This window comes from Paenarthrobacter sp. 2TAF44, from assembly GCF_052114885.1.
Lineage (GTDB): Bacteria > Actinomycetota > Actinomycetes > Actinomycetales > Micrococcaceae > Arthrobacter.
Map to the genome: position 1 here is coordinate 373,325 of NZ_JBFRFP010000001.1, position 13,649 is coordinate 386,973.

11 protein-coding genes are annotated in these 13,649 nt (G+C 60.0%); 5 read left to right on the forward strand and 6 right to left on the reverse strand.

Annotation, left to right across the window (positions count from 1 at the left end; genetic code table 11):
* Nucleotides 1-43: 43 nt before the first annotated feature.
* Nucleotides 44-637 carry a TetR/AcrR family transcriptional regulator gene (locus tag AB4Z15_RS01600; RefSeq protein WP_442015737.1) on the reverse strand — a complete coding sequence of 198 codons (594 nt, stop codon included), beginning with the start codon at nt 635-637 and terminating at the stop codon, nt 44-46.
* Between the two features lie 186 nt (nt 638-823).
* Here AB4Z15_RS01600 and AB4Z15_RS01605 point away from each other — a divergent pair, with 186 nt between their 5' ends.
* The 5 genes from AB4Z15_RS01605 (at nt 824) to AB4Z15_RS01625 (ending at nt 8,489) form a co-directional block, all read left to right on the forward strand.
* A complete protein-coding gene (locus AB4Z15_RS01605; protein ID WP_442015738.1) occupies nt 824-2,995 on the forward strand; it encodes a hypothetical protein in 2,172 nt (723 codons plus the stop codon).
* A gap of 26 nt (nt 2,996-3,021) precedes the next feature.
* Nucleotides 3,022-5,145 (forward strand): beta-galactosidase, encoded by a 2,124-nt coding sequence (locus AB4Z15_RS01610; protein WP_442015739.1) that lies wholly within the window; start codon nt 3,022-3,024, stop codon nt 5,143-5,145.
* A gap of 134 nt (nt 5,146-5,279) precedes the next feature.
* Nucleotides 5,280-6,611: an ABC transporter substrate-binding protein gene (locus tag AB4Z15_RS01615; RefSeq protein ID WP_442015740.1), complete on the forward strand. Its 1,332-nt coding sequence runs from the start codon at nt 5,280-5,282 to the stop codon at nt 6,609-6,611.
* Nucleotides 6,611-7,546 carry a carbohydrate ABC transporter permease gene (locus AB4Z15_RS01620; RefSeq protein ID WP_442015741.1) on the forward strand — a complete coding sequence of 312 codons (936 nt, stop codon included), beginning with the start codon at nt 6,611-6,613 and terminating at the stop codon, nt 7,544-7,546. The genes AB4Z15_RS01615 and AB4Z15_RS01620 overlap by 1 nt, the downstream gene beginning before the upstream one ends.
* Nucleotides 7,547-7,577: 31 nt before the next feature.
* Nucleotides 7,578-8,489 (forward strand): carbohydrate ABC transporter permease, encoded by a 912-nt coding sequence (locus AB4Z15_RS01625; protein ID WP_442015742.1) that lies wholly within the window; start codon nt 7,578-7,580, stop codon nt 8,487-8,489.
* 26 nt (nt 8,490-8,515) lie between these two features.
* Here AB4Z15_RS01625 and AB4Z15_RS01630 read toward each other — a convergent pair whose 3' ends face one another.
* The 5 genes from AB4Z15_RS01630 to AB4Z15_RS01650 form a co-directional block, all read right to left on the reverse strand.
* Nucleotides 8,516-9,922 carry an MFS transporter gene (locus AB4Z15_RS01630; RefSeq protein WP_442015743.1) on the reverse strand — a complete coding sequence of 469 codons (1,407 nt, stop codon included), beginning with the start codon at nt 9,920-9,922 and terminating at the stop codon, nt 8,516-8,518.
* Nucleotides 9,919-10,950 carry a VOC family protein gene (locus AB4Z15_RS01635; protein WP_442015744.1) on the reverse strand — a complete coding sequence of 344 codons (1,032 nt, stop codon included), beginning with the start codon at nt 10,948-10,950 and terminating at the stop codon, nt 9,919-9,921. The genes AB4Z15_RS01630 and AB4Z15_RS01635 overlap by 4 nt, the downstream gene beginning before the upstream one ends.
* A gap of 152 nt (nt 10,951-11,102) precedes the next feature.
* The gene (locus AB4Z15_RS01640; protein ID WP_442015745.1) at nt 11,103-12,002 is read right to left on the reverse strand and encodes a LysR substrate-binding domain-containing protein; all 900 of its coding nucleotides are present in this window, start codon (nt 12,000-12,002) and stop codon (nt 11,103-11,105) included.
* Between the two features lie 37 nt (nt 12,003-12,039).
* A complete protein-coding gene (locus AB4Z15_RS01645) occupies nt 12,040-13,281 on the reverse strand; it encodes an NAD(P)/FAD-dependent oxidoreductase (RefSeq protein ID WP_442015746.1) in 1,242 nt (413 codons plus the stop codon).
* A gap of 15 nt (nt 13,282-13,296) precedes the next feature.
* Complete coding sequence (locus tag AB4Z15_RS01650) at nt 13,297-13,620, reverse strand: 2Fe-2S iron-sulfur cluster-binding protein (RefSeq protein WP_442015747.1); 324 nt, start codon at nt 13,618-13,620, stop codon at nt 13,297-13,299.
* Between the last annotated feature and the right edge of the window lie 29 nt (nt 13,621-13,649).

The window sequence follows — 13,649 nt, forward strand, 5'->3', positions numbered from 1 at the left end:
ATGATGTAAATTGACCCACTGACCCCGCCGCTGCTGCAAGCCATCACTGCGGGGTCAGTGCGTCAGGACCCAGGACTGCCCGGATGTTCCATTCCAAATGGGCTCGAATGTCGAACTCAGGTCCGTGCTGCCACTGGAATTGCAAACCTTCCCAGCACGCGAGGAGAACTCGGGCGGCAACGTGGGCATCTACATCAGCCGGCACCTTTCCGATGTCCTGCAGACGTTGGATGTCGGTCTCGATGACCTGCAGGGATCGGGCCATTCGCTCTTGAAAATAGGGGTTCGCGGGGTTTTCCCGGTCGACGGCGGCGCCCGCCATTTCCGCATAAAGAAGCGGGATGTGGGGGCGGCGAACACCTATTTCCGCACGACGGCCCATATCAGCGATAGCTCCGGCCTCATGACCAACGCTGCGGATGTTCTCATCGTCAAACTGCTTCAAGGCAGAGATCCACAGACTTTCCTTGGTGGGGAAATGGTAGAAGACCGTCGGCTCGCTGGCCCCGGCCATTTGGGCGACCTCGGAGACCGTGACATTCCGATGCCCCTTGACCTGCACAAGATTGAGCGCCGCCGCACTGAGCGCTTCCCGGCGCTTGTTCGACTTTGCGTACTCTCCCCGCTTTTCCGCCATATCAAGTCCTTTCAAGAAAACTGTTGATTCGTTTCAAACCTTAACGCTATCCTCTAATCAGAAATTATAGTTGACTCAGAATTCGGGTCCAAGCGTCGAGGAGGCAAAGATGCCCAAGCACTGCCAACCGCATAAAGTGATGCGCCCTGGCCAGACATCATGTGACGGCCTGCGTGGGGTACGCGCATGAAAATCAACCGGCGCAGCACCGTGTGCCGTCATAATCCCGTCCTCACACAGCCGCACGCTACCAACACGCTCAGCGTGGGCAACGGCGACGTTGCCATGACAGTGGACATTTCCGGCCTGCAGACTTTTCCGGCGTTTCACGAACTCCGGCCCGATCCACGGCGGATTGCCGACGACGGCAGCAGGGGCCTGCCGGAACAGCAGGTACGGCCCTTTAGCGTGGACGACTTCCAAATCCCCCTTCGCAGTCAATCGAGCTGGGGCTGGTACAGCACCCGAAGCGGACAGGAATTTTCTCTGGAAGATGCCACCACCATGCACCAAACCCCCAGGGGCCCGGTACCCTACTTGGATCGAATGGGGCTGCAACGCGCCGCCGATCCGATTCCCGACGAACTCACGGCAAGTGCCTGGTTCGCCTTCAACCCCAGAAGGCTGCATCTGGGCCGCCTCGCGCTGGATGCAACCGAGGCAGGTCCCCGGATAGTCCATCCGAACGAACTTGAGGGCGCACAAACTGAACTCGACTTGTGGTCCGGCACAGTACATGCCGGTTATCAGCTCCAAGGCGTACCTGTCGAAGTAGCCACCACGGCGCATCCCACCGCCCAGAGTTTCGCAACGAGAATCAGATCAGAACTGCTGCGCAGCGGACTGGCAGTGTCCTGGATCTTCGACCCCCAGCGCGATGACTTGGCCCCGTTCGAACTCCCGTTGGCCGAGAGCGTGCGTTGGGAAGAGACATCACCCGGGACATGGCTGGCCCGCAGAGTTGTGGAATCCACAACCTACGAAGTCCGAGTGGAGACAACGGGTACGTTATGCCTGCTCGACGGCGGGACCCGCGTGATGGCAGTTACCAGTGAAGACGAGCTCGAAGTCGTCGTTACCCTACACCCCGTTCCGGGGCCTCAACCGACTGACTCTCCACGCACTTTTGAGGCAGTCAGTACCGCCGCCGCTTCTGCATGGGAGGACTACTGGCTGAGCGGTGCCGCCGTAAGCTTCGACGGAAGCACAGACGCAGGCGCCACGGAGCTTGAACGCCGGGTTGTGCTGTCCCAGTACCTCCTGGCGGTGAATAGCGCTGGAGGGACGCCTCCTGCAGAAACAGGGTTGAGTTACAACACCTGGTGCGGGAAGTTCCACCTCGAAATGCATTGGTGGCATGGCGCCCACTTCCCGTTGTGGGGGCGCGGGGCACTCCTTGAACGTAGCCTCGGCTGGTACCACACAGCCCTCCCGGCTGCCCAGGAAACGGCCAGCCGCCAAGGATACAAGGGTGCCCGTTGGCCGAAGCAAACAGACCCGTCAGCGCGGGAATCGCCCAGTCACATCGGCGTGTTCCTCATATGGCAGCAGCCCCATCTGATCCACCTGCTCGAACTTCTGTACAGCGAGGGCCGCGAACAAGGATTCCTCGAGGAGCATTACAGGCTTGTTGAAGCGACAGCCGACTTCATGGCCGACTTCGTTGAAGAGCATGACGGAACCTTTATCCTGCCACCGCCGCTGATCCCTGCCCAGGAAAGCTACCTCGTTGACCGGGGCACCAACACAGATCCAACCTTCGAGCTCGCCTACTGGTCGTGGGCGCTGAACGTTGCGAATGAATGGCGGCAACGGCTGAACCTGCCGATTCGTGAGGACTGGGACCTTGTCGGTCGGCGCATGCATCAACCCCGGTTGATGCCCGACGGAACGTACGCTGCCTTGGCGACTCCGCCATACCTGCTGCGCAAAGACCATCCCTCCATGCTGATGGCCCTTGGCTGGTTGCCCGACACGGACATTATTGATCCCGGGGCCATGCGCGCAACCCTTGACTCCGTGTGGCTGAATTGGGACCTTCAATCCACCTGGGGCTGGGACTATCCCGTCATGTCGATGTCGGCAGCACGGCTGGGAGACATGGAGAAGGCGATTCAGGCACTGCTTCTGCCGTCGCCGAAGAACCAGTTCCTCGTCAATGGGCACAATCCCCAGATCCCAGGCTTCCTCACTCTTTACCTTCCTGCCAACGGTGGCCTCCTGGCTGCGATAGCCCATCTGGCCCTTGCCGTTGAACGTGGAGCAGCACTCCCACCAGGTTGGCGACTCGCCGTCGAGGGTTTCAACACTCTGCCCCGCTTCAGCGGATACGCCGTTTCCCCCCATCCAAGCCGCTAGAACCACGCTTTTTCCTTCCATCACCAATGAGAGAGGCAGCTATGCGCTCCGCGTTCTCCACCACCCCGTGGTACGGCGGTGACTACAACCCCGAACAGTGGCCCGAATCGATGTGGCCTGAAGACGTTCGCCTGATGAAGGCTGCAGGAGTCAATCTCGCAACTGTTGGCGTTTTCTCTTGGGCCATGCTGGAGCCGAAAGAGAACCAGTACGATTTCGCATGGCTCGACCGGGCCTTGGACAACCTCCACGCCGGGAACATCCGCGTCGATCTTGCAACGGCGACGGCTTCGCCTCCGCCATGGTTTTCCTTGGCCTATCCGGAGTCACTTCCGGTGACAGCCGACGGTGTCCGCTTGGCCCCGGGCTCGCGCCAGACATACTGCCCGAGCTCGCCGGCTTACCGTTCAGCCGCGGGACGGCTCGCACGAAAGCTTGCCGAGCGATATGGTCAGCATCCCGCGCTGGCCCTATGGCATATCAACAACGAGTACGGATGCCATGTGGCCCGCTGCTATTGCGACGAATCGGCGGCAGCCTTCCGACGCTGGCTTGAAAAGAAATACGTCGACGTCGACGGACTCAACCATGCTTGGGGTACAGCCTTCTGGTCCCAGCGCTACGGGTCCTTCGCCGAGGTCTTGCCTCCGCGGACGACAGCAGCCTTTGCAAACCCCACCCAACTGCTCGACTTTGACCGTTTCAGCTCTGACGAACTGCTCGGCTGCTTCCTTGCCGAGAAAGCCATCCTGCGCGAAGTAACGCCGGACGTACCTGTGACCACCAACTTCATGGGTGTCTTCCGCGGTGCCGACTACTGGCAATGGGCGCAACACGTCGATGTCATTTCGGATGATCTGTACCCCGATCCTGCAGACCCTGACGCGCCCCTCGGCGCAGCCATGGCGCGCGACCTTATGCGGTCCTTGGGCAGGGGCAAGCCGTGGATCCTGATGGAACAGTCCACCGGCGCTGTTATCACCCGGCCAGAGAACGCTCCCAAGGCGCCAGGGCAGACGCGGGCATTGTCCTACCAGGCCATGGCCCGTGGAGCCGACGGAATTCTCTTCTTCCAGTGGCGCCAATCCGCAGCTGGCGCAGAGAAATTCCACTCAGCGATGCTGCCCCATTCCGGGACCGACACGCGGATCTGGCGCGAAGTAGCCCAGCTCGGGCACGAGCTGGGCAGACTCCCCCAGCTCATGGGCAAACACGTCCCCGCCCAGGCGGCGATCGTTTTCGATTGGAACAGTTGGTGGGCCTTGGAGCAGCGCGGGCAACCAGTAGAATCCAGCTATCTCGCCCTCGTGGCTCCTTGGCACGCAGCCATGACAAGGGCCGGCGTTGTGGTCGATTTCGTTCGCGGCGATGAGGACCTCGCCGCATATCCCCTCATCATCGTCCCTAACCTCCTCGTAGCAACGGACGCCCAACTTGACGCCCTGGACAAGGCCGCCAACTCCGGATCGACCGTTTTCGTCACAGCCCAATCGGCGATCCTAGATGAGTCCTTGCATCTCCGGCTGAACGGCTATCTTGGCAAGCTGCAGCAGACCCTGGGGGTGTGGATCGAAGAGTTCGTACCCCTTGCGGCTGCATGGCAGCGGCCCGGCTCCATCCCGGTCCGGCCGGAGGCGACCATCCCTCCAACAGTAGAAGTGCTCGGCGACGTATTTGCCGGCGGCCGCGCTACGGGTCTTGGATGGAGCGAAGCGGTACGCATCCGGGACGCTGAGGTCAAGGTGCGCTTCGGAGAAGGCCACCTTAAGGGAATGCCTGCCCTCACGCGTCGATCCACGGGGAACGGCGCAGCGTGGTATTTGGCCACCCGCCTGGAACGCCGCGCGATGACCGAATTGGTCCACACTTTGCTCGGCGAAGCAGGCATCGCATTCGATACGGCTACGGAGATACCCGACGGAGAAGGATGGGTTGAGACCGTCCGGCGCGGCGAAGTGAGCTTCGTGATCAACCATGGCTGCGTTCCTGTAACCCTCACGGCCAGAGGCAGAGATCTGCTGAGCGAAGGCCCAACAGCTGGAATGGTCCTCGAGTCGCAAGGTGTGGCGGTCATCGAGCACCAGGAAATCACATCCAGGGCGTACGTCGAACCTCCTTCCGCCCTGGGGGAGCAACCAACGTGCCTATGAAATTAGCTGTCCGCCCGGTCCGCCATTCAGGAGGCCCGGCACCTCCGCTCCGCCAAGGCCATCCTGACTCGTTCCTTAAACAACAGAATCCAAAACTCCCCAAATCCTTACGTCCTTTTCAAAGGTGAGAATCCATGCGTAAAAACAGCAGTACCCCAGCAAGTCCGGCAGCCGTCCGGCGTCGGGCTGTTACCGTCGGCGCCATTGCGGTAGCCGCTTCACTCTTCCTCCAGGGCTGTTCCGCCGGCGGCGGCTCCACGAGCGCTTCCGGTGACAGCTCTGGTGCGGTTGAGTTGACCTTCCTTAACCAATCCCGTGGACAGGAAGCGGCCCTGAATCAACTCGCGGAGCAGTACTCCAAGGAGAAGGGAATCAAAATCACGGTTGATTCGCCCGGCCCGACAGATTATCTGCCCAAGCTGCAAGCAAAGGCACAATCGAAATCGATGCCTGACATCTACTCCTCATTCAATGCAACGGACATGGCGCCCTTCTACAAGGCCGGCTGGGCGATGAACCTTGAATCCGAGTTGCAGGGAGACTGGGGTAAGAACTTCAGCCCCGCCGTGATCAAGATGTCCACATTCGCAGATGGAAACAACCTGGGTGTTCCCTCGGGAATCTACACGGCGCATTGGGAAACCCAGACGTACGGACTCCTCCTGGACACGGCAGCGACGGGCATCGACCCCAAGGCCCTGCCAAAGACATCCAGTGAACTCATCTCAAAGCTCGCCGCGGCCAGCAAGAACGGCCAGGGTACCTTCTCTGTCGCCGCATCGCTGACGCCCCAGCTGATCCAGGGTTTCGCCTCAAACTGGCTGACGGATGAGGAGATCTCCGCGACGTTTGACGGTAAGGCCAGCTGGAAGTCCGACGGGTGGCGCAATGCCTTCCAACTGCTCGTTGATTTAAAAAAGGCCGGCGTCATTGCCAACGGCTCCCTTACGGGCGGCCAAAATGACAACCCCACCGTGGAGGCATCTTTCTTCAGCAAGCATGAAGTCGGCGCCATTTTCGACGCTTCCCCTGGCGTCTCGGTCGGATTCAAGACGGCCCCCGACTACAACAGCTTCATCTCTTTGACCGTTCCGCCGGCCGCCAACGGCAAACTTGCACCCCGTTCACCGGGCCTTCCGGGAAAGGGCGCAGTCATCAACCCGAAGGGCAAGCACCCAAAGGAAGCGCTTGAGTTCGTCAAGTGGCTTACTGCCCCTGCACAGCAGAAGGTCTTCGCTGAAGTGGGTCACATCATGCCATCGAACCCTGAGCTGCTGGCAAGCGGGACACTTTCGCCCCAGCTTTCCGGATTCGGGGCAGGTGTTAAGGACATGCAGGTTCTGCCGAACACCATCAAGACCAACGTGAACACCGCTATCATTCGGGATGCACAGGGCCTTGTCCTCGGCGAGCTTACGATCGACCAGGTCCTGGATGACTTGCAGGCTGCCCAGGATAAGAGCTGATGTCCCCCCAACTCGCAACATCTGCCTCGCGGCGCTCCTTCGGGGCGCCGCGACGCAGAGGCAGCGCGCGCAAGACGCTGCTCGGGCTATTGTTCCTCTCCCCCGCAATCGTTCTGATCGCTACGTTCACCATCACTCCGTTCGCCCAAGCCATCCTGCTCAGTTTCCAGAGCTGGGACGGTGTCAGCCCGGACACGCCCTTTATCGGCTGGAAGAATTACGAGTCAGTGTTCAAGAACGAAGCGTTCTGGGCATCGATGCAAAACGTCGCAGTCTTCGCTCTGGTCGGTTTCTTCATCGGTAACGGTCTCGCAATCGCCATGGCAGTGGCAGTGAACAAAGTGGTACGAGGAAAAACCTTCTTCCGGACAGTCTTCTATCTTCCCGGAGTCCTCTCGGTTGTCGTCGTCGGTTTGATCTTTACGTCGCTCTTCTCACCGCAATCCGGAGTCCTCAATCGTTTGCTCGAAATCGTGGGACTCGGCGCCTTCCAGCAGAACTGGCTCGGCGATCCTGCCCTTGCGTTGCCATCGGTCATTGCGGTGTTCATCTGGTTCCACTGGGGCTTCGGATTCCTGCTTTTCCTCGCAGGACTGCAGGACATTCCCTCCGAACTTTACGAAGCTGCGGAATTGGACGGGGCAAGGGCGTGGTCGAAATTCCGGTACATCACCTGGCCGCAGCTTGCGCCTGTCACTACGATCGTCAGCTTGCTCACCCTCCTGGCGGCACTGCAGGTCTTTGGCACCGTCCAGGTGCTGACGAACGGAGGACCGGGCTATCACACCATGGTTCCGACCCTTCAAATTTATGCTGAAGCTTTTACCAACCACGAGTACGGCAGCGCTGCCGCCATGTCGGTTGTCTTCGGCGGTGCCCTCGTGCTGCTCTCTCTGATTCAGCTCGCCGTCTCAACCAGGCGGTCTCGGGCATGAGGACACATCAATCAGTCGAAAGAAGCCTCTGATGTCATTGAAGAACACTGAAGTCGCCGAACATCGAACCCGCATATCTGACGCAACTGCAAAGCAGGATCATCGCGTGCGCGTCCGAAGGAGTCGAATCCGGCCTGACAAAATCGGTCTGTACGGCCTGCTGATCGTTGCCGCGCTCATAGCGCTCTTCCCCCTCCTGTGGATGGTTTCCGGCTCCCTCCAATCGTTGGAGGAGCTACTTGCGGGAAAAACCCTCGTGCCCCTTGAAGCGCATTGGGAAAATTACGTCACGGCATGGGTGCAGGGCGACCTCGGAATGTACCTGCTCAACAGCATTACGTACACGCTGACCGCGGTCGCGGGGATTCTCGTGGCATCGAGCATGGCCGGCTACGCGCTTGCCCGGATGGAGTTCCGGGGCAAGGCCATCTTCACAGTCGTGATTCTCGCCGTCATGATTATCCCGGCCCCGGCTATGTTCCTCGCCCAATACCGGTTGCTGACCGACCTCGGGCTCACGAACAGCCGGGTAGGTTACGTCCTGATCCTCATCACCTCAGGTGTTCCCATGGCCACGTTGATCATGCGCAGCTTCTTCGCCAGCCAGCCCAAGGATCTCGAGGAAGCGGCGGCTCTTGATGGCGCTTCCTCCCTCAGGATCTTCGCCAGCGTTATCCTCCCCTTGGCCAAGCCGGGCTTGGCCGCGGTAGCTGTCATCCAGGGACTGGCCGCATGGAACGAGTACCTCATGGCCCTCGTTCTCTTCGACGACAATTCACTCATGCCCATACAGCGAGGCCTGACCAGCTTCGATTCGGCAGAAACACCGCAACAACAGATCCTCCTGGCGGCAACTGCGATATCGATTGTTCCCGTCATAGTCTTCTATCTGCTGGCGCAGCGGCACATCGTCAAAGGAATCGGGGCAGGCGCCATCAAATAATCCAAGGCAGAGGAACGACGACGGCGTCAGTTGGCAACGGTAGGTGCGGCAAGGACCGGCCCGGCTACTTCTTCGGAGGCCTCCGCCCCGGTTTCTCCCGTACGTTTCGCTTCGGCTCTCAAGCCGACAAGAGCGCCAAGCAGGACTGCGAGAGGTACAAGGAGCGCGAGGAAAATGGCCGAGAGACTCAGTCCGGCACCTATCAGGGTGCCGCCGGCCGCTCCTCCGGCGGCCGAACCAAGGCGTGCTCCGAGTTCTGTCATTCCGACGCCAGTGCCGCGGACCGCCGTCGGGTAAGCAGCAGTGGCGAGGATGTTACGTGTAGGGCCAAAACCCGTTGGCAGGATGAAGCCGGCGATCGTGAAGAGTGGCAACAACGTGGAAAACCCGGGACTCGGTACAAGAGCGATGACCAGGGTCATTGCGACGGACATTCCAAGGACGAGGCCAATGGTCAAGTATCGGGATGCCTTGGTCAAAATGGCCCCAAGGACCAGTCCGCCAAGAACGCTGGAGAATCCATATGCACCCACGATAGTGCTGCTCTGCACCGTGTTGAGGCCGGGGACGGGCTGCTGGAGGAGCGTCGGAAGATACTGGGCGATCAGCAACTGCGTACCGAGGGAGAAGAACCCGAAGACCCAGAGGAGTATGGTCGTGACGGCAAAGCGTTTGGAGACAACGACTTTAAGGGCTTCCCTAGTGTCTCCCTTTGCCGGTGGCGTCAGATCGACATCTGCGAGATCAACCTTCGGAGCAAGGCGCGCCAGTCCCTGTTTCGCTCTCTCAGTCGCCCCACGGGCGGCACGGAAAGCAGGCGGTTCGGGCACGAGGAATGCAAGTGTAATGATGATGAGGACCGGGGCAAGGCCGCCTGCAACGAGAAGCGCCCTCCAACCGCCACTGGGTATCAGCAGGCCGGCAAGTGCTGCACCAACCGTCGTTCCCAGTCCGACGCCCGCATATGCTGCGGCAACCATTGCCGCGCGCCGCTTGGCTGGAACCAGATCAGCAAGGAGAGTGACGCCGGTTGGCATTACGGCGCCGATGCCGAAGCAAGCCACGAGCCGCCACATGGTGAAAGCGGTGAAATCCGGGGATGTTGCCCCTAGCGTCGTTGCGATGGAGAAGAGGCCGGCGGCGCTGGTCAACACCGTCTTTCTTCCCAGCACATCAGCAAGACGTCCGGCGATGATCGCGCCCATTCCCATAGTGATGAAGCCAGCAGTCACGATGAGGGTGATACCGCCGCCCACAGAGACACCCCATTCCTTCACAAGCGAAGGGAAGGTGTGGCTGATAATCGTAACTTCCATCCCGTCTGCCAGGAGGACGAGCGTAATGAGTGTGAAGTAGGCCCAATGGCGCCAGGTAAGGCCGACGTGGTCAGTGAAAGAGGACAAACTCTGCTTTGATTCCGGGAATGCGGTCATGATCCAATGAACCTCTCTGTTCGCAGCGCCGCTTGTTCGATAAGTTCGGCTTCGGTGCCGGGAACGAGACCCTGCTCGGTAGCGGTCGGTGCGGCTGCGGGCGGGAAGGCCTCCAGCATCGACTGCGGCAGTTCCCTGTTCCGGTAGAGATCGTTCGCCCCGAGGGCAGGGGTCCAGCGGTTTGGCTTCCAGTCAGGCACGTAGTTACGGTATCCGCCGGTATTGACCTCAATACGTAGGCCGCTGGCCTCCCGGAAGTACAGGTAATCCTGCTCACCGATACCGTGAATGCCTGGACCGAACTCCATGGGTGTGCCGTTCTCGATGAGGAGGTCTGCCGCGCGGGCCAGCTCAGCCTGGTTATCCACCCAGAAGGCGTAGTGATGAATGCGACCGGGACGGTCGGAAGCATCGAGCAGAATTCCCAGATCGTGTGACTTCTCGTTGGTGGTCAGGACCCCAAAGAAAGTGATGTCCGGGTGCTCCAAGCCTGCGAAGGCCATGATGCGGAAGCCCAGCGTCTCGTTGTACCACTTGGCAAATCCCTCAACATCGGAAGCGGCGATCGTGACGTGGTCCAGTTGGCGGGGCGCGATGCCTTGGTTGCTTCTTTTCGAAGGCCGATCGGGGTATGTCGAAGCGAATTCGCCTTCGCCTTTGTACAGGTCGACTTCCCAGAAAAGCTGCATTGTGTGGCCGTACGGTCCGGTAAAGACATAGGAGCGCCCGAGGCCTTCTCCTGCATCCTTCCATTTTCCGGCATACTCGGTGGCGTCAAGCCGGCGGGCAGCTTCCTGAAGTGCCTCGTCGCTTGACGTGCGCCAGGCCATCGAGACCATTCCAGGCTCATCTCCGGGAGTCAAGACCACGCTGTACGCGTAGTAGTCACCCCAACAACGGAGGTACACCTTGCCGTGTGCACGGTCCACGACCCGAAGACCAACCTGCTCTTCGTAATAGCGGACGGATTCCTCGAGATCGCTCGCGTAAATCTCGATGTGGGAAAGATGTGAGAGGAGGTGGATCATCGTCGATCCTTTCTGTAAAGCCGTAGCAAATTTCCATTGCTTGTTATCTGCCGGCTATTTCAGTGTGAACTGGCTCATAACTATTGGGAAGCCCGACTTTCCAATAGGCGCTATTGGAAAACCAGATAGTGCAATCTCTACTTTGAACGGCGTTAATACTCTTGCGCGGGCGCTCGAAGCAGGGGTGCACAGACCAGTTCCAATTGCTGGCGGAACCAGCGGTGCGCGGGTTCGTGCTCTCGGTCCCGATGCCACCAGAAGGCCTCTGAAAGTGCAGACAGAGGGATAGGAGGGTCTACAAGGCGGAGGCGGCTTGAGGCCTGGACTGCCCTCCAGGCTAAAGCCTTGGGCATTAAGGCGGCCTTGTTGGATCCTTCAATCAGGGAAGGGATGACGAAGAAATTTGGGGTAATAGTGCTCACGAGCGGGTCGATTCCGGCTATCTGCAGTTGCCGTGCGGCGGGTGTAAAGGCACCTCTGCCACTGATGGTCATGATCCAGGGCATCGCCAGGAGCTCTTCCCGTGAAGGACGCTCCCCCAGGTGTGGGTTGTCGCTGGCCACCAAGCATGTCCATTCGTCAAGGAGGACGTCCACGTGCGGTTGTCGGGCCAGGTAGCCGTGTGGCAGCAGCATGCCATCCACATCTTTGAGGGATTCGGGCGCACCGTCAACGTGAGCCGGAAGGACATGGTCGAACCTGATCTTGATTCCGGGAGCGAGCGACTCAAGCCGCGGAAGCAGCTGGGTGCCTACGCGCCAACTGGCATAATCCGTTGCCAAGATAGTGAATTCGTGATCGCTGGTTGAAGGATTGAACTCCGATTGCGCCCTCATGATCTGTTCGAGAGACCGCAGGGCGCCCGGAAGCTCTTCCTTCAAGCGCATTGCCAGAGGGGACAATCTGTAGATGTTGCCTTCCCGCACGAGCAGAGGGTCATCGAAGTACCGACGAAGCTTGGCAAGAAATGTGGAAGCGGTGGGCTGACTCACATTTAACCGAAGAGCCGCCGCGCTGACGTTGCGCTCCTCCAGCAGCACGCTAAGGGGCATCAACAGATTAAGGTCCATCCCGGTGGGGGTCCATCCATTAGGGGACTTGGCTGACAAGCGATACCTCCCTGGTGGCAGCCTTGAGGGTGAAGCCCTCGCTTTCCACTAGGGTACGGGTGATGGCGATGCCTGCGGAGAGTAGTTTACGGGCCGCCATATGGTCTGCGGCGTTGTTGACCGATTCCACAGCCGCGAGGATGCCCTCCCTGAAGCAGAGGACGGAGAATTTGGCTTCGCTCTGGTCCCCCAGGATCAGGAGGTCGTCATCCGGTTGTGGGATGCCTGCCATCTGCAGCTTGTACGGGCCTTGAGTGGACCAGAACCACGGCAGTGCCGTGTAGGGGCTTTCAGCTCCCAGGATTGTACGTGCCGCATGACGTGCTTGGTCGGTGGCGTTTTGGACGGACTCCAGGCGGAGACTGCCCACGGCATGTGCGCTGGGGAAATTGGCGCAGTCGCCGATTGCCAGAACGGCGGGGTCTGCTGTGCGAAGCGTTTCATCGACGACGATTCCGTTGCTGGTTTCGATTCCGCTGTCGCGGGCCAAGGTGTCGTTGGGCTGCACGCCAATGCCGACCAGGACCAGATCTGCCGGGTAGGAGGACCCTGAGGTGGAGATTGCGGCTCCTACCCGGCCATCAGCGCCAGGCTCGAAGCGGTCGATACCCTCATCGAGGCGCAAGTCTATGCCCCGGGAGCGAAGGGCTGCCGCGAACCATTCGCTCATGACGGGAGTCAGTGCCCGTCCCATTGGACGTGGAGCGAATTCCAGCACGGTGACGTTGCAGCCGTGTGCCAAGGCTGCCGCCGCGAATTCGAGTCCGATAAATCCGGCACCGATGATCACGATGTTGCGGGCACTGGGCAGCGCCATGTGCAATGCCTCTGCATCCGAGAGTGTTTTTAGACCATGGATGCCGGGCAGGAGGGCGCCTGGGCAGTTCAGCATCCTGTTTCTGGCGCCGGTTGCGAAAACGAGGTGGTCGTAGTCGAGCACGCCTTCAGTGGTTTTCACCGTCCGTTCGGTCCGGTCCACGGCCAGTGCGCGAACCCCTGCATGAAGCGAGATGCGCTTATCGAGAAAGAAGGACGGGCCTCGCAGCGGCAAGGGAGCCGCCTCCTTGCCCGGGGAGAGGTAGTCCTTTGACAGAGGGGGGCGCTGGTAGGGCAGACCGGATTCCTCGGCTATGACGTCGATCTTGCCGTCGTATCCTTCCAAACGCAGCGCGTCGGCCGCCTGCAGGCCGGCCTGGCCGCCGCCAATGATAACAACGTTCATGTCACTGCACCCGTTCTAGAGTTGGCCGACAGGGATGTCGACGACAATCTCGGACAGTTCTGCATCGATGGTGATCTGGCACGCCAGCCGGGAGCTGTCCATTCGCTCCGCGGTGGCGCAGTCCAGCATTTCGTCTTCGTCGTCGCTGATGTCCGGCAGCGCCTGCGCGTACTCCGGGCGGACGTAAACGTGGCAGGTGGCGCACATGGCCTGGCCTCCACATTCGCCGATGATCCCGTCTATGCCATTGTTGACGGCGGCGCGCATCAATGTGGTGCCTGGATCGACCTGAAGGGTTTGTTGGGTGCCGTTGGGCTGGGTATAGGTGACGGTGGGCATCGTTGCTCCTTTGGTAATAAGTGGTTGCG

What these genes read in the sequence shown, in the direction of transcription:
- AB4Z15_RS01600 (WP_442015737.1), bottom strand. Translation starts at nt 637, where the DNA reads ATGGCGGAAAAGCGGGGAGAGTACGCAAAGTCGAACAAGCGCCGGGAA.
- AB4Z15_RS01605 (WP_442015738.1), top strand. Translation starts at nt 824, where the DNA reads ATGAAAATCAACCGGCGCAGCACCGTGTGCCGTCATAATCCCGTCCTC.
- AB4Z15_RS01610 (WP_442015739.1), top strand. Translation starts at nt 3,022, where the DNA reads ATGAGAGAGGCAGCTATGCGCTCCGCGTTCTCCACCACCCCGTGGTAC.
- AB4Z15_RS01615 (WP_442015740.1), top strand. Translation starts at nt 5,280, where the DNA reads ATGCGTAAAAACAGCAGTACCCCAGCAAGTCCGGCAGCCGTCCGGCGT.
- AB4Z15_RS01620 (WP_442015741.1), top strand. Translation starts at nt 6,611, where the DNA reads ATGTCCCCCCAACTCGCAACATCTGCCTCGCGGCGCTCCTTCGGGGCG.
- AB4Z15_RS01625 (WP_442015742.1), top strand. Translation starts at nt 7,578, where the DNA reads ATGTCATTGAAGAACACTGAAGTCGCCGAACATCGAACCCGCATATCT.
- AB4Z15_RS01630 (WP_442015743.1), bottom strand. Translation starts at nt 9,922, where the DNA reads ATGACCGCATTCCCGGAATCAAAGCAGAGTTTGTCCTCTTTCACTGAC.
- AB4Z15_RS01635 (WP_442015744.1), bottom strand. Translation starts at nt 10,950, where the DNA reads ATGATCCACCTCCTCTCACATCTTTCCCACATCGAGATTTACGCGAGC.
- AB4Z15_RS01640 (WP_442015745.1), bottom strand. Translation starts at nt 12,002, where the DNA reads ATGCCCCTTAGCGTGCTGCTGGAGGAGCGCAACGTCAGCGCGGCGGCT.
- AB4Z15_RS01645 (WP_442015746.1), bottom strand. Translation starts at nt 13,281, where the DNA reads ATGAACGTTGTTATCATTGGCGGCGGCCAGGCCGGCCTGCAGGCGGCC.
- AB4Z15_RS01650 (WP_442015747.1), bottom strand. Translation starts at nt 13,620, where the DNA reads ATGCCCACCGTCACCTATACCCAGCCCAACGGCACCCAACAAACCCTT.